The sequence below is a fragment of the Pseudotamlana agarivorans genome (assembly GCF_001642835.1).
Taxonomy (GTDB): Bacteria; Bacteroidota; Bacteroidia; order Flavobacteriales; family Flavobacteriaceae; genus Pseudotamlana; species Pseudotamlana agarivorans.
This window is the reverse complement of the sequence record NZ_LXEI01000015.1, coordinates 39,863-62,380: the sequence shown is the minus strand read 5'-3', so window position 1 is coordinate 62,380 and position 22,518 is coordinate 39,863. Positions and strand designations below refer to the sequence as shown.

The following is a 22,518-nucleotide window of genomic DNA, read 5'->3' as shown; positions in this document are numbered from 1 at the left end:
ATTATGAAGTATTCAAAATTAAAAACTATGAAAACAGTAAAATTATTAGCCCTACTTTTTGTGGCAAACCTAGCTTTTGTAAGCTGTTCTAGCGATGATGATGGTCATGATGATCACGATCACGATCACGAAGAAGAACTTATTACGACCGTTATATATACTTTATACCACGGAAACGACATCGTAACCTTAACTTTTCAAGATTTAGATGGTCCTGGTGGAGCAGACGGTACTTATGATGTTTCTGGACCTTTAGCGGCCAATACAACGTATTCTGGAACAACAGCTTTATTAAATGAAACTGAAAACCCTGCGGAAGATATTACTGAAGAAGTAGAACATGAAGGCGATGAACACGAGTTTTTCTATGTTTCTTCTCTAGATGATATCACTATCTCTAAATTAGACCAAGATGAAGACGGTAACCCAGTAGGTATCGAAACAAGCTTAACTACGGGAGATGCTGGAACGGGATCGCTTACTATCATTTTAAAGCACGAACCAAACAAACCGAATAACGGTACGCCTGATGATGCTGGAGGAAGCACAGATGTTGAAGTCACATTTCCTATTACAGTACAATAATAATTTGGGGTTATTTTGTTGTATATACAGATAAAAAAAAGAGGCTTATAGCCTCTTTTTTTTATCTAAATATTTTTACTACGTACTACCTTGAATAATTAGGAGCTTCTTTAGTAATCGTTACATCATGAGGATGACTTTCGGCAATTCCTGAAGCTGTTATTTTTACAAATTCAGCATTCGTTTTTTGTGCTTCAATCGTTGCGGAACCACAGTAGCCCATACCGGCTCTTAATCCACCAATAAATTGATGCATGGTAGCGTATAATTCACCTTTATAAGGTACACGACCTTCAATACCCTCTGGAACTAATTTTAAACTATCATCTTCTTTTCCTTGGAAGTAACGATCCTTAGAACCATTTTTCATAGCCTCTACAGACCCCATACCACGGTAAGACTTAAAACGACGTCCGTTAAATAAAATAACTTCACCTGGAGCTTCTTTAGTACCTGCTAATAAAGAACCCAACATAATCGAATCGGCACCGGCAGCAATGGCCTTAGGGATATCACCTGTATAACGAATTCCGCCATCTGCAATCACTGGAACACCAGATCCTTCTAAAGCACTTGCCACATTCATAACGGCAGACAATTGCGGATATCCAACACCAGCCACCACACGGGTAGTACAAATAGACCCAGGACCAATACCTACTTTTACAGCATCAGCACCTGCAGCTACTAAATCTAAAGCCGCCTTTTCGGTAACTATATTACCAGCAACGACATCTAAATTTGGAAATTGAGCTTTAACTTCTTTTAACTTATTTAAAATATTTATGGAGTGTCCGTGAGCAGAATCTAAAACAACGGCATCAACACCAGCAGCAACTAAAGCTTTTACTCGATCTAAACAATCTTGAGTCACACCAATAGCAGCAGCAACTCTTAATCGTCCGTATTCATCTTTATTAGCACTTGGATTTTCTCTTACTTTAATGATATCTCTAAAGGTAATTAAACCAACTAATTTATTGTTATCATTAACTACAGGTAGTTTTTCAACTTTATTATCCTGTAAAATGTCTTCAGCTTGTTTTAAAGATGTTCCTTCCTTTACAGTAATTAGTTTTTCAGAAGTCATAACCTCCGAAATTAATCGCTTTTCATTCTTTTCGAAACGTAAATCACGATTGGTAACAATACCAACTAATTCATTGTCATCATTTATAACAGGAATACCACCAATTTTATGTTCAAACATAAGATTGTTTGCATCTAAAACCGTGTTGTTAGGTTTTATAGTTACCGGTTCTAAAATCATTCCGGCCTCAGAACGCTTTACCTTTTTAACTTCTAAAGCTTGTTCTTCTATTGACATGTTTTTATGCAAAACACCAATACCTCCTTCACGTGCCATCGCAATTGCCATCGCCGCTTCTGTTACTGTATCCATCGCCGCAGAAATAATAGGCGTGTTTAATGGAATGTTTCTTGAAAATTTTGAGGTAATATTTACCGTGTTTGGCAATACTTCGGAATACGCTGGTACTAAAAGTACGTCATCGTATGTTAATCCTTCATTGATTATCTTAGATGTAGACATGTGCAATAAATTTGTCATTTAATTGCATGCAAATATACGGCTTTTAATAACATTAAAGTTTTTAGAAGCGTTAAATTATTTATAATGATTTTCGCAATAATCCCGTAAAACATTTAGAGCGTAATCGTATCGGTTTTGAGTCACATCAATATCGTTTGCAAACCGAATCGCCTTGGGAACCAACAATTTATAAAACCCCTTGCCTTTGGCTATACGCTCAATGGTTTGAAGACTACGATCATCTATATTACTGTAAACTTCCTCCAACCATATGTATTGCTCCTTATACACTACTGCTTCATCCCATTTTAAAGCCCCTTCATCATGAAGGACGCTATTATTTTCGTACAAGGCTTTCATAGGTTCGAATGCATGTATAAAAACGGTTTCACTTCCTTGGTAAGCAAAAGTTTTAATATTTTTAGTGGTGAATAAACAAAATGGGAATGTATAAATGAGCTGTAATTTGATGGATACAAAGTGAGCCATTTTCGGCCAAACAACGTGGCAATCCCTTGTTTTCATGGTAGTATTATACCAAACATAAAAATCGCGACGCTGTTTTATGGTTTCATACTCTAAAGGACGATTATGCTTCAGGTTATAAACATTGGCATTTTGCCACACTGCTGTGTTATGTTTTCTGTCAGATTTTAACCAGTCTGATGCACTTAATTGACGTTGCCCCGTTTCCTTCTCGTAAGCTCTTAAAGACTTCCACTCTTTAGCATGCCCTAGCGTACTAAAACAAATAAAACAGACTAAGAGCAATAATCGCATAAGCGTTTTGTGTTTAAGTCTTAAAAATATAACATTCTATTATATTTTCACTTGTAAAGTTACATACCAGTTTCTTGGAGCCGAAGGAATAATACCTGGACCTGGGTACCCCGTAGCACGACGTGTAAAGTAACTATTATCGAGAAGGTTATTAATACCTGTTTCTAACTTAAAGCGGTTATAGTTATACGATAAAGACACGTCTAAAATATCATAGGCTGGAATTTCGCCTATTACGCCTTCTCTTAAGCCGCCTGGATCATCTGCTTTAGAATTAAAAGCATCAGTGTATTGCTCGGATAAATAAGTGTACTGAATGCTTCCAAGTAAGTTTTTATACCCAAAACGCAAGGTCGTTTTTAAATTAATTTCTGGAATAAATTCCACCTTATTTCCTTTAACCCCATTAGTTTGTGACTGGGTGTATTCCGAATTGATATAGGCCAAATTGAATCCTAAATTCAACTTATAATCTGAATTAGCTTCCCATAAATCCAGCACATTCCAATCTATAAAACTTTCAACACCATAAATCAAAGCATCACCGGCATTAGTACGCACCCAATTCGCTCTATCATCAAGCACATTTCCAATTCTACCATCATAATTTACGGTAAAGACGCCTACATCATAAGAAAAAGCGTTGTTGTACTTACCCCTTAAACCAATATCTAAAGTAAAGCCTTCTTCATCTGTAATATCAGGATCAATAATAAAGGTAGGACTTACGCTTCTAATATCACTAAAGGTAACCGATCTATAATTCTGTGAAAGGTTGCCGTATAATTCTAAAGCATTGGTAGGTTTATAACTTGTTCCCACACCTAATAAAACAAAAGCACGATCAAAAACCCTATCATCATCAAATGCTTCGGAAGCGATTATATTATTGGCGTTATCATAATTCTTCTGATAATAAACACCATCACTTTCAGTTTTAATGTATTCAAACCTAAAACCTGGGGTTATCGTAAACTTATCAGACAACCTGAAAATATTTTCTCCAAAAACAGCTAAATTTCTATTCGGGTAATTAAAACTAGACTCGTTAGGATAATCTGGAAAATCGGAACTGTAAATTGTAAAATCGGCATCAGAAAACTTACTTCCTGCACCTTGAACACTTGAATTGTTCGCGTGATAATATTTGGTACCAATTAAAAAAGCAGACTCTTCATCTAAAAAGTTATACTTGGTTAACAACCTGGCTTCTGCTCCCCAGTTATTAAAATCGCCCTTAATAACATCTCTGTTATAGAAAAAAGTACCATCACTATTTTGAATATCTGGAGTTGTTATGGGGTTTTTATTTAATCCTGTTGGATATGGATCTCCTCTAAAACCTACAGCATTTCTAGAAGCGTCTAATCCAAAAAAGCTAAAGGTAAAGTTCGTTTTTTCTGAAAACTTATGATCTAATTTTATGTTATACAATAACCAATTAACCTCAAACCAATTGCGTGTTCGGTTACTTTGCAAGGGATCTTCTTCAAACATCGTATCTGTTAAACCTCCCGATTGTTTAGCTAAATAGTTCATATAAGTGAATTCACCTTCTAATTTGGTGTTGTCACTAAAGGCATACCCTAAATGCGCAAAAACATTTTTAGATTCAAACGCTGAATTAGGTCTAAACCCATCCCCTTTTTTGTAATTAAAAAAAGTATAATAACTAAACTTATCTTTGGTACCGCTTAAACTTGTAAAATTGGTAAATAAACCAAAACTCCCTAAGGTGTTTCTGGTGATTAGTTCTATAGGTTTGTTGGGGTTTGGCGATTTCATTTTGAAGTTTATCAAACCACCAAATTGGGTTCCGTATTGTAAAGAAGCTGCGCCACGTATTACTTGAATTTCAGACAAGGCTTCGGAAGCTGGTGTGTAATAACTTTCAGGGTAACCCAAAACATCGGCACTGATATCGTAGCCATTTTGTCGCGTATTAAAATTGGCTGTTCTATTAGGATCCAAACCTCGACCACCAATATTTAATTGTAAACCGGCATCATCATTTTGATAAATGTTTAAGCCTGCTACCTGACTAAAAATTTGGCGAGCATTGTTAGATGCTAAGTTTGCCATAGACTGATCGACTAAAATAACTTCTGTCTTTTTTCCGGCGTAAATAGCTGTACCCTCTACATCTTTTAGCCGCTTCAACTCAAAAATTCGTTGTTTCCTTGCTGTGACTTCAACTTCAGACAACTGCGTGGTTAGATCTTGCAGCTCAATTTTTAAATCTTTTGCCTTTAAGGTGTTAATTTTAATGTCTTTGGATGCATATTCGAAAGAAAAAAACACCAGTGTCATTTCTGGTTTAGATGTTTCAAATTCAAAATAACCTTCAGCATTAGTCTTTGCAACTATGCCAGAGTCTTTATCGTAAACATCTACGCTTTCAATGGTTTTATTTGATTCTGAAAACACGACAACACCACTTACAGTGTTTTGTGCATATATTGAGACACTAAAAATAAGTGCAAAAATGAAGTTATAAGCCTTTAATGTCATCGTTAAAAGGTAAGATCCAGTGTTTGGGTTTAAAAGATTCTTTTTCTTGGTACAAATCTACGGTTTTATCTATATATGGTTGACTAAGTCGTCCATTTAATGCCACATAACTTTCAACAAAAACTTGGACGTTTTTATGGCCTTGTGAAGTAAAGTGATCTCCAAGATAATGTGCGTATTCTAGTATGAAATCGGGCTGAAAACTCATTTGTTTTTCTTGAAATGGCGTTAGAAAATCGGCGTTATCCACATAAAAAAAGTCACCTGTTTTGCCGTTTACAATTTTAAATGTAGACATACCCATTTTTTCCATTAGCATGACGCGCCATGAAAAGCGGTAGCCTTCTTCGGTCCAAAATAATTCATTGGGATATAACAAATATCGAAACGGGAATGCCAACTGAAAAACAAAAAACAACCCTATTATAAGCACGATTGGTTTTTTAAAAGTATATCTGTAACAGGGTTCTGTTCTAATAGCTATTTTTGAAGTGAAACCTTGAAAAATATCCTTAATGAATCGGATTATTTTTTTATGAAAACTAGCATCGAAGAATATTAATGCTGAAACAATCATAACAAAAGGAAACATACCTATTGGAAATAAAACACGTGTAAACACATGAAAAATAACCACCAAAACAAAAGCAAAACCTCGAGTACGTTTATAAAGCAATAAAAACGGAATGGCTAAATCGTAAAGCATACCACTCCAACTCATAGCGTATTGAAACCAGGTTTGATGCATTAAAGTATCGCCAATTAATGGCAAATCGTATTTTGAAGGCAGCCAAATTTTTAAAGGCATGGCACGAAACAACCAATCGCTATTAAGCTTGGCTAATCCGGCATAAAAATAAACGATACCTAAAAGTAGCTTTACGCTATCAATGGTCCATTGTGGGATGTTTTGATAGGCTTTTTTTCGTAATAGATTATCCACTGACAATTGTGCGTTTGCAGGAAGGAAAATCATTAAAAAAGCCATTAAACTTATAAAGTAATAATGATTGAGATAGGTGGTTTTATCCATGAGCTCGATGTAAGTAAAACTCAAGAAAAAGATAATAATGGCCATTCTATATTTTAAACCTAAAGCCACAAAAAAAGCAGAGAGGCCACAAATTACAAATAATAAGTAAGTATAATTACCGAGTGGTTTTACCCATTCGAAACCATAATAAGAGAAATGAAATTTAGGCTGAATATAAAGCGTTTCAATCCAACCATGATACCAAAAACGTATCATCCCATAACACATCATAAAACCAAATAACATACGAAAAACCGCTAAAGGTGCTGCGTTAGTTTTTCGGTTAATATATGATCTTAATGTTATAGGCATAAATGCAAAAAAGGCTGTCTTTAAAAGACAACCTTAAATTTATAGTTTTATATGATTACTAATCGCCATCGGCATCTACATAATCTACACTAATATTAAAAGCTTGAAGCATGTCTACTTTTAATAAAACGACTATTTTTTGTAACGCATCATAAGCTTCAGTCATTTTTGTATTATCTGTTGTGACTTGAGTGTAAAAATCGTCGTTTAACATATTTAGTTTCTCACGCGCTTCTTCAAATTGTGTTTCTAATTGAGTTACTAAATCTTGACGATCTAAAAACAGTAAATAAGTTTTAAAACTTTCTCCAGTAGCACTTGTTGCATAAGCTTTCCCGTTAAAAACATTTTGAGAAGCATTAAGAGCATCTAAAGCCAATATTTTTGAATATACCTTACTGTAAAATCCTTCCACTTTTTCTGGTAATGGTGTAGAGGAAAAATTACCAGCAGGAATGCCTATTTTGTTAGCTCTTAGTCCTTTTTCAAAATAAAACACATAATCGTTGGTGAATTTATTTAAAGCACTAGTTGCTGTATTTCCTGTTTCACTTACAAAAACATCTCTATATGATGATGTCCAATCATTTAAAACCGTTTCGGTTAAGGCTTGCATTTGATCAATTAGATCAGATAAATATTTTGTGTATTTGGCATCGTTATAAACATTTACAATCGCAACATCATCAGCAGCTACCCCAAAAAGTAAATAATCGACTGCAGGAAAACCAACAGCATCATTATTATTAGGGTGCGTTAAATCGTAAGAACCTGAAGCGATATTGGCTTCAACTTCTTGAACTGAAGTTGGATACACATTCATTTGAAAACCATAAAGTAAGGATTCGGCTTTCCCTATGTTAAACATTTCAACCGATTGCCATACTTTATAAGAAGCTAACCAAGAAGTTCTTAAAGCATCTAAATGTGCCTGATCGGGAGATGCAACGAAGGCATCCTTATCTGCTTTTAAACTCTTAAGACTTGTGTTTAAATCTTGATAAGCAGGTATGATCATGTTATCGGCTAAATTAACCAGTAAATCGCCACGATCATAAGAATCTTTGTTTTCAGAAGATCCATCATCAGAAGAAGACGAACTACAAGCTGTATATAATGAAACTACAATTAGGGCTAAAACAACTTTTCGTAAGGTAAACATAACTTAAAATATTTTCAAATATAGAAAAACAGCAAAAGGCATCTCAATTGATACCTTTGCTGTTAATAAAATTTATTTATTTAGTTTGAAGCGTCTGCTGCTGCTTCAATTGAGAAACCAAACTTAGCAGAGATTTCTTCTGACATGTCATCTAAAACTGTTTCAGAAACACTCCAGAAACCTTCACCTGCCATTAAAATATCTAGCATAACATCAACATCTGTTTTAGAGTAATAAGGCTCATTAGTTTCAATATCTCTAGTAAATTGTAAGCTATAGATAAATCCGTATGCTTCAGATAAGGCATGAAAAGCAGCTGCTGGATCGGCATCTAAATTATTTTTTCCGGCTTGTAAATAGTAAACCGCACGTACTGCAGGAACAATAGATAATTTTTCTCTAATGATATCAACTTGATCATCACGTAATGAATATGCTCCTTCTGTAACCGCTGCTCTACCTAATTTAAAGGCGTTATAAACCTCAACATCAATTCCAGAAAAATCTGGATCTTGAGCAACTCTATCTAAATACTCATTTAAAAATTGATCTGCTCCTAATTCTGGTTCAGCAGGGTTGTCTTCATTACCAAATAAGTAACCATAAGCCTCATCCCATTTGTGCTCCATTGTTGTGTAATCTTTATCAGATTCTAAAACTTCATTATCGTTATCATCAACATTAGTTCCAGCATCTAAAACAGCAGTACTTAAATAATTGTTTAAAATTTGATCTAACATTAAACCTCCTATTAAACCTTTTGCAAAGGCTTGGTTGTACTCTAAACCTTTAGCATTTACATAACGTACTGTACCACTAGATTGCTGAATAGCTCCGGCAACTCCTGCTGATGCAGTAAGATTCCATGCAGGAAAAACATCATTAACTTGTTCTTCAATCCATGTGTCAAAATCTGCTTTTATTGCAGCAGCATCGGTTGAATTAGCAGAAAAATAATCGGTTGAAGCAGCTACTTTGCTTCTTACATTTTTATCTGAAGCGTTTAATCCTGCTTCTAAGAAATTATCTTCACCTTGAGCATGATTGAACATGGCATCGATTTGAGCTTCTGTAGATAATGGATCTTTTAACGCAGAAACAATCTCTTCAGCCATTTGAATACGAGTTGTTTGCCCACTAAAGCTTACCGTTGAATTCCCATTTCTTGTAAACACATAGGTATCTGGTGCAGTGACATTGTTGTTTGAACTTCCTCCATCATCATCATTAGAACATGATTGAAACAATGCGGATATAGCAAATAGACTTAGAATTACTTTTTTCATTATTATTGAATTTTAGTTAAGGGATTTTTATTAGTTTTATTTAGACTTATTTTAAATTGTGGTCTTTTTCAGGCGCAAATATATAACGCATTATTAAAAACTCAAAGTTTATTTAGATTTAATTGAAATAACACAAGAATTAATGAAAAACCTTAAAGATTTTGGAGGCTTCATTGAAGGCGCTTTCAAAACTTAAAGCGTTTAATGCATTTCGTTTTTGGGTTGTAAAATAAGAAAGTAGTTTTTCGGTAGGCATATTTCCTACGAGTTCATCTTTAGCCATAGGGCATCCACCAAAACCTTGAATAGCACCATCAAAACGCGTGCATCCTGCCTTATAAGCCGCATCAATTTTTTCAAACCAGGTATTTGGAGTGGTGTGTAGATGTGCTCCAAATTCAATATGTTGATACGCTGGAATCAGATTAGAAAAAAGATAATCAATGGTTTCGGGTGTCGAAGTACCAATCGTATCACTCAAGGATAAAATTTTAACCCCCATACTGGCTAATTTTTCGGTCCACTCCCCTACAATATCCACGCTCCAAGGGTCGCCATAAGGGTTACCAAAGCCCATAGAAATATAAACCACAACCTCTTTATTAGATGTATCTGCAATTTCTAAAATTTCAGAAAGCGTTTCTACAGATTGTGCAATGGTTTTATGCGTATTACGCATTTGAAAATTTTCGGAGATTGAAAAGGGATATCCTAAATAATCAATTTCTTTATGCTGACTGGCATCTAATGCCCCTCGGGTATTTGCTATGATGGCCAAAAGCTTGCTAGTCGTTTTACTTAGATCTAGCTGTGATAATACCTCAGCCGTATCTACCATTTGAGGGATGGCCTTTGGAGAAACAAAACTACCAAAATCGATAGTATCGTAACCAACACGCAATAACGATTGAATGTACTGCACTTTTTGAACCGTGGGTATAAATTGCTTTATACCTTGCATGGCATCACGAGGGCATTCAATAATTTTAATGGGTGCAGACATAAACTTCCAAATGAAGGCTAAAATTAAGATTAATTTTTAAGTATTCAGAATATCTATTGATCAGAAAAATGAAAATTTATTTGTTGAGAATCGCCTGGTTGATCTCCTTTATTAAACTAGGACCTTCGTAAATGAAGCCTGTATAAATTTGAACCAAATCGGCTCCAGCCTCTAACTTTTCTAAGGCATCGGCTCCCGAGTGAATACCACCAACACCAATAATAGGAAAGGCCTTATTACTTTTTTCAGCCAAATATTTAATAACTGCTGTACTTTTATCTTTAACAGGTTGACCGCTTAAACCACCATTACCAATAGTTTCTAACTGCTCTGGTGTGGCTTTTAATCCGCTTCTATCAGTAGACGTATTACTAGCAATTACACCGTCTAACTGGGTTTGATTTACAATTTCAATAATTTCATCCAGTTGGACGTTATTCAAATCTGGAGCAATTTTTAAAACAATGGGCTTTTGCTTTTCAAAAGTTTTGTTTGCTTTTTGTACCGCACCTATTAACTCTAACAAATAATCTTTATCATTTAATTTGGCATGACTGCCAACATTTGGACAACTTACATTTAGTACAAAATAATCGACATAAGGATGCAGGGCGTTAAAACACTCTAAATAATCTTTGGTATAATCTTCAGGCTTTGTACTGGTATTTTTACCAATATTTCCTCCTATAATTAATTTCCCTTGATTCTTTTTTAGTTGCGCAATAGCTGCTTCCAAACCTTCATTATTAAACCCCATGCGGTTAATAATGCCCTGATCTTCTTTCAAACGGAATAATCTTTTCTTCGGATTTCCAGCTTGTCCTTTTGGAGTCACCGTTCCTATTTCTATAAAACCAAATCCGAAGTTAGCCAATTCATTATACAATACGGCATTTTTATCAAATCCGGCAGCAAGTCCAACCGGGTTTTTAAAAGTAAGACCAAAAAGCTGACGCTCTAAACGCTTGTCTTCGGTCATATAAAGTCCTCTAAAAATGGCTGAAACACCAGGAATTTTAGATGATATTTTAATTAATGAAAAGGTAAAATGATGAATTTTTTCTGGATCGAACAAGAAAAATAACGGGCGAAGTAAAAGTTTGTACATCTTTATTATTTGTGCAAAAATACTGCTAATTCATCTAAATAAAAAATCAACTATTTCTTAAGCCCAAAAAAATTAATATTCGTAATTTAGATCCTCATTGACTAAAACATTTATAACTCTGTAAACCAATATGTTTACAACTAAATTTCCACGAAAAATTAATAGCATGATATCAAAAGAACACATTATAAAACGTTTTGTGAGTTACGTAACCGTAGATACAGAATCCGATCCTAACTCGAACACCACCCCTAGCACGGAAAAACAATGGGATTTAGCCAATAAGTTGGTTGAGGAACTTAAAGCCATTGGAATGCAGGACGTGAGTATTGATAAGCATGCGTATATCATGGCAACTTTACCAAGTAATGTGGATCACGATGTGCCTACCATTGGGTTTGTCTCACATTTTGATACTTCTCCAGACTTCACTGGTGCTCATGTTAATCCGCAAATAATTGAATCTTACGATGGTAAAGATATTGTACTAAATGAAGCTGAAGACATCATTTTATCACCCGATTATTTTGAAGATTTAAAACAATACGTCGGTCAAACCTTAATTACAACCGATGGTACTACGCTTTTAGGTGCCGACGATAAAGCTGGAATTTGTGAAATTATTTCGGCCATGGAATACCTTATAAATCACCCTGAAATTAAACATGGTCCTATTAAAGTAGGATTTACACCTGATGAAGAAATAGGTCGTGGTGCTCATAAATTTGATGTTGAAAAATTTGGAGCCGATTGGGCTTACACCATGGATGGGAGTCAGATTGGAGAGCTCGAATACGAAAATTTCAATGCCGCAGGAGCTGTAGTTAAAGTAAAAGGAAAAATTGTACACCCAGGGTATGCCAAAGGAAAATTAATCAACTCCATGTACATCGCCACCGAGTTTATCAATTCTCTTCCCCGCATGGAAACTCCAGAACATACCGAAGGATACCAAGGCTTTTTTCACTTACATAATATAAAAGGTGATGTTGAAGAAACAGTATTGGAGTATATTATTCGCGATCATGATAAAGGGCATTTTGAAGCACGAAAAGAAGTGATGACCAAATTAACTAATGAGTTAAATGATCAATATGGTTATGAAGTGATCGCCACCGAAATTAAAGATCAATACTTTAATATGCTTGAAAAAATAGAACCCGTAATGCATATTGTAGACATTGCTGAAGAGGCCATGAAACAAACCGGTGTAAAACCAATTATTAAAGCCATTCGAGGTGGAACTGATGGGGCTCAACTGAGTTATATGGGTTTACCTTGCCCGAATATTTTTGCGGGCGGACATAATTTTCACGGACGCTTTGAATACGTGCCAGTCGAAAGCATGATAAAAGCTACTGAAGTGATTTGTAAAATTGCTGAAATCACCGCTATTAAAGCCTAAATAGAGTTTAGTCGTAGTCGTATTAAAAGAGAAACACAATAACATTTAAAATAATAATTATGAAATTTAATTTTTTAATCATGTCAGCCTTAATCGTGCTTTTCAGTTGTAAAGCTCAAAATAATACGACTACCACCAAAAACAGTAAAACAGAAATGACTTCGACTACTAAAACGCACGATATTAGTATGTATCCTGAAGCTTCAGATGATCAATTAAGACATATCATAAATCTACCAGAAACAGAAGATGATTATGCTTTTAAAGTAGAGATTTATGTTGGTAAAATTGCTGAAGTCGATTGTAATAAAGCTAGTTTAGTAGGGACATTTAAAGAAGAAACGGTTTCTGGCTGGGGGTATTCTTACCATAACTTCGTAACTAACGGCCAAATTATTAGTACTAGAAAAATGTGTCCTGACAATACAAAACATCAAGAATTTGTAAAATCTAATGGTGAAATTATACGGTATAACAGTAAGCTCCCGGTTGTGATTTACACACCTAAAGGTTATGAAGTGCGCTATCATATTTGGTCTAGAAGTGATGCTGAACAAACAGCTATTATAAAATAATTTGTTGTGAAAAAAGTTAATTCGGTTGAAGAATACCTAGAAAACCATGACGCGTTTCGTGATATTTTAGAAACCTTACGAGCGCTTATACTTTCTACGCCACTTGAGGAAACCATTAAATGGAATGCGCCTACCTACACTATAAATAATAAGAATGTATTATCCATAGCAGCTTTTAATAACCACTGTTGTATTTGGTTTTACAACGGATTAAGTTTGAAGGATGAACATCAGCTTTTTTCTAAAGAAGAAGATGCTAATAAAGCCCTTCGTCAAATGCGATTTGAGACTCATGACGCCATTAACAAACCCATGGTGCTTGCCTATATTAAAGAAGCTATAGAAAACGAGAAGCTTGGTAACATTGTAAAACACCAAAAAATGACCAAGGAACTCATCATTCCAGAAGCATTACAGGCCGTTTTACAAAAAAATCCAGCATTAAAGTCTCAATTTGAAAACCTAGCGCCTTATAAGCAACGCGAATATTGCGAACACATTCTTACAGCTAAACGAGATGCCACAAAGCAAGCACGCTTAGAAAAAATACAACATATGATTTTAAAGGGTATAGGCCTAAATGATAAGTACAAAAATTGTTAAAACTAAAATCAACAAATAGATAAGAACATGAAAATTAATAATATTTTAGAAAACATAGGTAACACACCTGTGGTTCGATTGAGTCATTTATTTCCAAATAACAACGTTTGGATGAAGCTTGAAAAAGCGAATCCAGGAGGAAGTATTAAAGATCGTATTGCGCTATCTATGATTGAAGATGCCGAAAAAAACAACCTCATCACTAAAGACACCGATATCATAGAACCGACGTCTGGAAACACAGGTGTTGGTCTAGCCATGGTTTGTGCCATAAAAGGTTACAAATTAACTTTAGTTATGCCAGAATCCATGAGTGTTGAACGTCGTGCTTTAATGGCTGCCTATGGCGCTAATTTGGTGCTTACTCCAAAAGAAGAAGGATTAGGAGGAACAATCGCCAAAGCCAATGAGATGGTTGAAAACAACAAAAATTCATGGATGCCATCGCAGTTTACAAACCCTTCAAATCCAGAAATTCATAAAAAAACGACCGCTTTAGAAATAGAAAAAGATTTCCCTGATGGTTTAGACTATTACATTACTGGAGTAGGTACTGGCGGACACATCACTGGTGTTGCAGAAGTTTTGAAGAAAAAATTCTCTAATTTAAAAGTCCTTGCTGTCGAACCAAACGATTCGCCTATTATTTCTGGTGGCGAACCGGGGCCTCACCCATTACAAGGAATTGGACCAGGGTTTTTCCCAGAAGTTTTTAATAAAGATATCATCGATGGTGCTGTTAGAATTACTAAAGAAGAAGCTTTCGCTGAAGTGCAAAATATTGCTAAATCAGAAGGCATTTTGGTTGGAATTTCCACAGGAGCTTCTTTGGCAGCAGTAAGAAAACAACTTTCAAATATTGAAGAAGACGCTGTTATTTTAACTATGAATTACGATACAGGTGAGCGTTACCTTTCTATAGAGGGGCTGTTGAATCCATAAAAAAACTTCTTTTAAATCACATAAATTAAAAAATCCACTAGAAAATTATCTAGTGGATTTTTTTTGTTAATATGGCAACAAACGACTTGTTACCACAAGGCATTCATATATTAATGTTCGCTATTATTCTTTAACAAACTTGAAGTTTGTTATACCTTTAGAAGAATATGCACGTAAAAAATATACGCCATTTTCAAGATTTGAAACATCTAAAGTTGTACTTCCTGATTTAACATCAAGGGTTTCCTTTAAAAGCAGCTGTCCATTTATATTAAATACCTCAATAGCATCAATAACAACTTTTGCTGAAATATTCAAAATATTAGAAACTGGATTCGGGTATAATTGCAAATCTATCGCATTAACCTCATCAGTTCCTAAACGCTGTTCAACAACGACATTAATTATGGTGTTTGAGGTTGCACCATGAGTATCGGTAGCTGTTAATTCTAAAGTTGTTACGCCTTCCTTTAAGGTGTGTAATACAAAACTAGAATTAGAAACAAAAGTATTTGCAATGGTTGCATCAGCTATAACAGCTGTAAAAGTCATTTCATCACTTTCAGGATCGCTAAAGAAATTTGCAAAACTTAAATTATCGTAAATATTAATTCCTTCATAACTTAAGTCCTCTGTATCTAAGGCGTCTGGAGCTCTATTCACGTGCATAACTTCTATATTTAAAACTTCTTGTGATGAGGCATTGTGTAAATCTGTAATTACAGCTTCAACTTGATAAACACCTTCATCTTCATAACCTGGTGCCATGGTTAGCTTTAAAATATTATTTTCAACACTATAAGACAACCACATAGGAGTATTTGATAAAACAACAGTAACATCTTCTTTTTCAGGATCTTCTATTAAAAGCTCCTGCATAGTAGTTTCACCTTCATTTACTAAGATTACTTGTGGATTATCTGCAATTGATGGCAATTCATTAATATGAAGTTTTACAGGAACACGTTCTATGCTATTATACGGGTCATTAGATTTAACTACCAGTGCGGCATGTTGATGTCCTCTTTCTGCACTTGATGCAAAGAAATCTAAATTAAGGACTTTAGAGTCTCCTGCATTCACAATGTTTGAACCTGAATCTTGCAATTTAACCCATGCACTAGTATCATGCGCTTCCTCTAGGGCACGCATCATCCACCCATTATCTGGGTAAACTTCCTGAAGATCGAACCATTCATCACCTTCCTGAGCAACAAACCTTCCTAAAACAGTTTCTAAACCTGTTACCACACCTTGAGGGTAATGTAGTTCAAAAGGATAACCGATGACAACATAGAAATCTTCATTTGGATAAATAGCATAGGTTCTATCTAAAGGAATCGTAATCTGTCCTTCGGTTCCATCAGTTATCGTATAGTCATAAGATCCTTTTCCTAAGACTACAGCATCTGCAATACTATTTCCTCCAGCTCTAATTTCGTAAGTAAGAGTTCCTGTTAATAATTCATCTGCCTTAACAAAGGTTTGAACATGAGATAAATTAAATCCTTCTGAACCAGCATTAAATCTCGTAGCTGCTACCAATTCAGCTACACCACCAAATCCAATAAAAGTATCTGGAGAATCATTAGAATCGTGTGCTAAAGTTCTATTGTATGTATTATAGGTAGTTAAATCTGAATTCACAGTACTTACCTTAGCTTTGTGAAGTGCAATCTTTTTGTTGTTCGTAAAAGATGCCATACTTTCAATAGATGTAGAACTGGCTGTTTCTATAGGCGCCCTTAAATAATCTAAACTAAACTCGAGGTGTAATTCTCCTTGACCATTAGTATTATTAAACTTAGCCGTCTGTGAATCTGTTCCTTCCAAATCAGAAATACTACTAAACACCTCAGTCACTTCAACTTCAAATACAGGTGGTAAGGTCACATTGGCTGTAACAGGAATATGCACATCACCTACACTACTTGAAACCACGATTTCATTATCAACAACTCCTGGAGTCTGTGGTGTAAAGGTAACACGAAACTTGGCACTCTCACTTGGTACCAATGATGGCCATTGCCAAATAAAATTAACATTTTGCCAATACCAGCTACCAAACCAACTATCGTAGGTGTACATTTCGATGGTATAATCTATGGCATTTTGAGCAATAGTTAAACCAAACAAATCTAAATTAGCAACACCTGTATTACTCAAATCGAACTCTCTAATGTAGGATTTAGGACCCTCCTCGGTGGTATAAGCCATAATATCGCCATATTCTAACGTATTAACAGAAGGCGTTAATTGGGCATCACCAATAACCGTAAGTGTCACATCCTTTTTAAGGGTTTCTTGATTAGGCACATTTGTTCTAAACTTTAAAGCATCTTGATAAGTTCCTGCAAATACAGTCCCTGCATCAAAATTTATATAGGTACTAAGCGTTTCTCCTGGAGCAATGATTTGCTTTTCGGCCGGAGTTAACACATATGCCAAACCACTACCATGGTTTAAACTTCCTCTATTAGAAATTAATACACTATCTGACACATCTAAATCTTGAATACCAATAACAGTATGAGCAGATAAGAAGTCAAAACCTCCATTAACTTTATACTGGAACTTCATGGTTCCATTTTTATAGAAAATAATTTGAGCTGAAATTGGATCCCCAATACCAAAATTATCTACTAAATACTCCCAAGAGATTACCGTTTTATTTTCATCTTCAGTATAAAACAAACCAACATCGGCAGGATCGTGAAAATAGGTGTTAAACCCTCCAAAAGCCCAATAAGGAGCAATCATTTTATTGCTATAACTTGAAGGGATACCATCTCCATTGATTAAAATATCGTTTGGTTTTTCAAAATAAATAGCACCATTTTCAGCAAGATAAATAGTGTTATAAGTATTACCATAAAACTGAATTGGCGAACTTAATGTTAATGTTCGGTAATATTCATCAGGATTAAAAATATCGGTAATATGAGGCAATTGAGTTCCTGATTTTCTAATATCCAACCAATTATAGTTTTCTCCATCATTAAAGGATTCAACTGAATAGGTGAAATTTGGAATCGTGCTTGTTGCGGCCATATTACTACCTAAAGACAGCCATTGGTTACCTGTTGCTACCAACTCTAAATTAGCCAGTCCTGTATTTTCGATAGTAAATTCTCTTGATGCTTTTTCACCATAATTTAGCGATTGGGTTATAGGATCAAGATTTATGGAAATTGCAGGAGGATCTATGACATTACCTGTTAAACTAACTTGGAAAGTGGCACCTTCATCTGTAGTAACGGTTACCATATCACTAAATACACCTATAGTGTCGGTAGGTAATGTTACCTCAAAAGATAAGATTGAACTGGCCGATAATTCACCGTTTTTTTCACCAGTAATGGTAAAGGCGTTTGTATCTTGAACAAAACTAGTAAGCGAAGTAGCTGCCGATCCGTTGTTAATAAGCACAAATTTATTGGTTGCTACTGCTCCTTGGAACACATCACCAAAATCGATACTTTCTGTAGAAAGAGCAACATCAGACACACCACCTTCAGTTACATTAAGCTTAACCAATGCAATAGTTTGGCTATTTACCGGATCGTTAGAAATGATATTTAAATAACGATTTGTGGTACCCTCGTTTAAAATATCGGTAGCCATTTCAATATCCAAGCTTGCCGATTGTCCGGGCATTAACACACCACTACCGTTAGTAATACTAGTAATAATATTTGGTCCTGGATAATCGTAACCAATGGCCATTCCCGTATAAATTGGGTTTCTAAGAGAAAAATTATTATAAAGAATACCCTCAGACTTATCGAAATCTTCAATTAAAACATTGATATAATTTAAATCAAATTCTCCCATTTCAACTTTGCTATAGTAAAAACGGATGTTTCCATTTTTATGTAACACCATTTGAGCACTGATATAACCAGTCCAACTATAACCTAGGTCATCGTATTGAATAATAACACGATCGGGTCTTACTTCATAATAAATAGCACCACTTTGCGCCAAATCATAATTATAACCTAAAACTGAAATATAACCTTGTGGACCTAAATCTGCCCCAAGGGAAGGATCGTTTATTGGGTTGAATTCATCAGAAAACGTTGTAAAACCACGACTAGAAACATATAAGGTACTTAAATCTTGTTGCTCGTAATATGGAAACTTAAAGCCCATATCGACAGCTTTATACACCGTACCCTTATCTTTAAAATACTGGGTAATATTTTCCCCTGTTGAAGAAATATCTTCGTAATCGTAGCTAATTGGAGATTGTTCCCCATTATGGTTAGATCTAAACTTATATCCAGCTTCGCTATATTGCTCTTCCCATGAATCGCTTATCCCTTTCGTATCAAAACCAGGTATAAAATATTTTAATACCGATGCGCCTTGGTTTTCTATCGTAATACTTGCAGAAACAGGATCACCAATGGTGATATCATCAACAGATTGTTCTGTTGGAGTTACTTTAATTTTGCCAGGCTCGGTACTAACACCAAACAAATACACAGTATGTGACACAGCACTGCTTGCAGAGCTAATAGTCAAAATACCATTATCGTTACCGGAAGTCGCGCTAGGTGTATATTTTATCGTAATATTTGTACTGTTTTTTGCGCTAATTCTCCATGGCGCATAGCTTGTCATTTCAAATTGATCGCTTGAGCTTGAAATGGTAATATCTCCATAATTACCTAATCCAAGGTTTGTTAATTCGAATGTTAATTCCTCTGATTTCCCTTGAAAAACACTACCAAAATTCAATTCAGATACAGCACTTAAAACGGGCTGTTGGCCACTTACGTTTAAAGTTACTGGTAACCTTAATTCTGGTTGTTTTCCGTCGTTAGATTTTAATATAACATTTGCGTTATACGTTCCGTTAATTAAAGTTGAAGCATCTGCTGTTAAGGTGGTACTGCTCTGTCCATTCCCTAAAACTTCACCAGAATCTGGACTTAATGAAAGGTATTCACCTAAATGTTCAAATCCACTTGTAACCTTTGCGGCCCAAACAAAATCTTGTGAACTAATTAGGTCTGGCAAACTACCCCATGAGGCTCCACCATCAAAAGACATAAAGCAATTGTTTTGCGAATCATCATTCGGATTCTTTTTTGGCCCCACACCAAAAGGAAATAAATTCCCACTAGGGGCATGGAAAACAACCCAAAAAGTTTCGTCATTATTAAAATATAGTTGCTCATTTAAGTTTATATAAGCCCATCCTTCTTCATTTGAATATGGAGAATACTCTTGGGTGTAAACAACATTTTCTCTTGATAGTTGTTCTCCCTTATATATTTCCATCAATAAAGCGCCTTTGGCAGGATCAATTTTTATATAGGTACTTACTTCTGTTAAGTTGAACCCATCAGGATTATTTACAACAAATTTCGTTGCTGCGGAATTAGGAACCGTGGTATCTTCTTCACCTATAATATTTGACACATAGGAGTAATACTCCATTGATGTTCTTTCAAAACTTAGGGGTGATGGAATAGTATTGGAAGCCGATTTTGATCCTGGAACACTTTTCATTGCAACATTGGCATTTGAAGACGCTTTAGGTTTACCTAATGGCTTACCTAAACTTGAAGTGTAAGCCAAAGTTGTGTTTCTGTGCCTAGCTTCGTACTCCCAACGCAAAATACCTTCAGCTTCGTTAAGCAAAGAAATATCGTGGGTACCCGTAGTAGAATTTATAGCATTTATATCTACGGTGATATTTTTACTGTTTTCGTCTACGTTTATTTGTGGGCCTGCGTTTGTAGTATCAGAAACCACATTAGACAATATTGATGTATTTCCCCATCTATCTACAGCTACAATAGAGAAATAATAAGTAGTTAAACCATAAAGATCATTTACAGAATAGGTCATACGCTCTCCTGCTACCAATTCATTTGTCAACTCTATTTTTTGAGCTGTATGGAAATTATCAGAAGTAATGGCTTCAGTTCCATAGTATAAGTTGAATTTAATTGGCGTAGAATCATCTGCATCGGCAGGCACTGTCCATGACAAGGTTGCAAATTCTTGGGCAATACCATCAATTTGCAAATCGGTTATGGTAGCAGGAGCCAAACCTGCATCGTTTTGAATAGCTAAAAAAGCATCGGTTAATTGTCCTAATTTACCTAAGTAATTTGGATTTAAATGATCTATATTTTTAACACCGGTAAGCAGTTTATTTTGTAGTTCTGCCGGAGTAAGTTGTTGGTTAGCATTAGCAAGTGCCAAAGCAGCAATCCCTGATACATGTGGACAAGCCATTGAAGTTCCGTCTAAATACCCTATCTTATTATTTGGCAAGGTACTTAAAACCCCATTAGCACTGCCATATCCAGCCATATCACCACCTGGCGCGGTAATATCTACCCATGTACCATAATTTGAATAGCCTGCTTTATACCCTTCTGGTCCCAAAGAACTTACAGTAAATGCTTCTGGATAAAAACCAGGATACCATTGATCATCCCTATCTGAATTACCTGCTGCAAATATTACAATACCCCCTTTCATTGGACTTCCTGGGTAATCTCCAGCCTCCTGAATAAAATAATTTATAGCGTCTCGTACAGCTGCCTCAGTACTACCAGCATAGATATATCCCCAGCTATTTTGCGAGATAACAGCACCATTATTGGCGGCATATATATATGAATTTGCGGCCGAACCACTCTCGCCCCCTAATATTTTCATAGACATGATTTTGGCTCCATCATTATTACCCGTACCACCGGCAACACCTGATACCCCAATACCGTTGTTGTTTACAGCGGCAACGGTTCCAGCCACGTGAGTTCCGTGAGGGTCTGGATCCATGGCACCAGAGTTGCTGGAGAAATTCCAACCGTTAATATCGTCTATATAACCATTGCCGTCGTCGTCAACTCCAGGCGTTCCATTTAATTCAGCTTCATTAATCCAGATGTTGTCCTTTAAATCGTCATGATTTACATCTACCCCCTCATCATGCACAGATACAATTACTTGGCTACTACCAGCTGTTACGCTCCAAGCTTCGAATAAATTGACATCGATACCCGAATAACCAGATTGACCAGTATTGCTATAGTGCCATTGATCGGTAAGGTAAGGATCGTTAAAAGGCATGGTTTCGTTTGCCATCGCTGAAGAAGGTTTTGTATTTACTTCAACAGGGGTTCCTGTTGATAAAACCTTTAAACGCTCGGTTTCTGCAATAGTTACTTCACCTAAATCCCTGTAGTGATTAACCACTTCATTAATATCTTCACTAGGATCTACTTTTACCTCGTACCATAAATCCAGACCATGCTTACGCAATTTTGCTTCTAATTTTGGATTTGGGTTTTCTGGGAACAAACGTTTTAACTGCGTTGCCTTGTACTGGCTTGAAACAGCATCTAAAGATGAAATTCCTGTTTGCACGGCTCCGTTTTTCACTCTTAAACGAGCATTTTTTAGTGTTGTTGCTGTAGTTTTAGCAACCTTTATACGAACAACTCCTTGCCTTTGTCCTTTTTCATTATAACCTGTTACGGTTTGACCAAATGAAATTGATGCGAAAAGCATAAGCGCGAGTATTAAACAGGTTCTAAACATGTAATTGTAATTTTTTTTCATGTGTTGTTTTTAATTTTGCTTATTAATCTTTTTTAAAATTTTTTTTAAGGCTAAAATTTGGTTGTTTT

General features: G+C 35.5%; 14 protein-coding genes. 5 read left to right on the top strand and 9 right to left on the bottom strand.

The window, feature by feature from the left end:
* The first annotated feature begins 27 nt into the window (after positions 1-27).
* Entirely contained in the window at positions 28-585 is a 558-nt protein-coding gene (locus tag A6I66_RS14085; RefSeq protein WP_067150854.1) for a type 1 periplasmic binding fold superfamily protein, read from the top strand.
* 85 nt (positions 586-670) lie between these two features.
* On the opposite strand, the gene guaB is transcribed toward A6I66_RS14085, so the two are convergent.
* The 8 genes from guaB to A6I66_RS14045 form a co-directional block, all read right to left on the bottom strand.
* Positions 671-2,137 (bottom strand): IMP dehydrogenase, encoded by a 1,467-nt coding sequence (guaB, locus tag A6I66_RS14080; protein WP_067150851.1) that lies wholly within the window; start codon positions 2,135-2,137, stop codon positions 671-673.
* Between the two features lie 75 nt (positions 2,138-2,212).
* Complete coding sequence (locus A6I66_RS14075) at positions 2,213-2,917, bottom strand: Insecticidal toxin complex protein (RefSeq protein WP_067150693.1); 705 nt, start codon at positions 2,915-2,917, stop codon at positions 2,213-2,215.
* A 39-nt stretch (positions 2,918-2,956) separates the two neighbouring features.
* On the bottom strand, positions 2,957-5,428 hold the full coding sequence (locus A6I66_RS14070) for a TonB-dependent receptor domain-containing protein (RefSeq protein ID WP_067150690.1): 2,472 nt from the start codon (positions 5,426-5,428) through the stop codon (positions 2,957-2,959).
* A complete protein-coding gene (locus tag A6I66_RS14065) occupies positions 5,409-6,773 on the bottom strand; it encodes an HTTM domain-containing protein (RefSeq protein ID WP_067150687.1) in 1,365 nt (454 codons plus the stop codon). Before A6I66_RS14065 ends, A6I66_RS14070 begins: the two co-directional genes overlap by 20 nt.
* 58 nt (positions 6,774-6,831) lie before the next feature.
* On the bottom strand, positions 6,832-7,935 hold the full coding sequence (locus A6I66_RS14060) for an imelysin family protein (RefSeq protein WP_067150684.1): 1,104 nt from the start codon (positions 7,933-7,935) through the stop codon (positions 6,832-6,834).
* Between the two features lie 80 nt (positions 7,936-8,015).
* Positions 8,016-9,221, bottom strand: a complete 1,206-nt coding sequence (locus A6I66_RS14055; protein WP_067150680.1) for a DUF4856 domain-containing protein — start codon at positions 9,219-9,221, stop codon at positions 8,016-8,018.
* Positions 9,222-9,360: 139 nt separating this feature from the next.
* Positions 9,361-10,224, bottom strand: coding sequence for a hydroxymethylglutaryl-CoA lyase (locus A6I66_RS14050; RefSeq protein ID WP_067150677.1), 864 nt, complete (start codon positions 10,222-10,224; stop codon positions 9,361-9,363).
* 76 nt (positions 10,225-10,300) lie between these two features.
* Positions 10,301-11,332 (bottom strand): quinone-dependent dihydroorotate dehydrogenase, encoded by a 1,032-nt coding sequence (locus tag A6I66_RS14045; RefSeq protein WP_067150674.1) that lies wholly within the window; start codon positions 11,330-11,332, stop codon positions 10,301-10,303.
* Positions 11,333-11,498: 166 nt separating this feature from the next.
* Here A6I66_RS14045 and pepT point away from each other — a divergent pair, with 166 nt between their 5' ends.
* Genes pepT through cysK form a run of 4 tightly spaced genes read left to right on the top strand, consistent with a single transcriptional unit; the run spans position 11,499 to position 14,857 of the window.
* Complete coding sequence (gene pepT, locus A6I66_RS14040; RefSeq protein WP_067150848.1) at positions 11,499-12,737, top strand: peptidase T; 1,239 nt, start codon at positions 11,499-11,501, stop codon at positions 12,735-12,737.
* A 59-nt stretch (positions 12,738-12,796) separates the two neighbouring features.
* A complete protein-coding gene (gene eco / locus A6I66_RS14035; protein ID WP_084399695.1) occupies positions 12,797-13,312 on the top strand; it encodes a serine protease inhibitor ecotin in 516 nt (171 codons plus the stop codon).
* Between the two features lie 6 nt (positions 13,313-13,318).
* Complete coding sequence (locus tag A6I66_RS14030; protein ID WP_067150671.1) at positions 13,319-13,915, top strand: YdeI/OmpD-associated family protein; 597 nt, start codon at positions 13,319-13,321, stop codon at positions 13,913-13,915.
* 27 nt (positions 13,916-13,942) lie between these two features.
* A complete protein-coding gene (gene cysK / locus A6I66_RS14025; protein ID WP_067150668.1) occupies positions 13,943-14,857 on the top strand; it encodes a cysteine synthase A in 915 nt (304 codons plus the stop codon).
* Positions 14,858-14,980: 123 nt separating this feature from the next.
* Here the strand turns inward: cysK and A6I66_RS14020 are convergent, their stop codons facing one another.
* Positions 14,981-22,450 carry a S8 family serine peptidase gene (locus A6I66_RS14020; protein WP_067150665.1) on the bottom strand — a complete coding sequence of 2,490 codons (7,470 nt, stop codon included), beginning with the start codon at positions 22,448-22,450 and terminating at the stop codon, positions 14,981-14,983.
* Positions 22,451-22,518 lie beyond the last annotated feature (68 nt).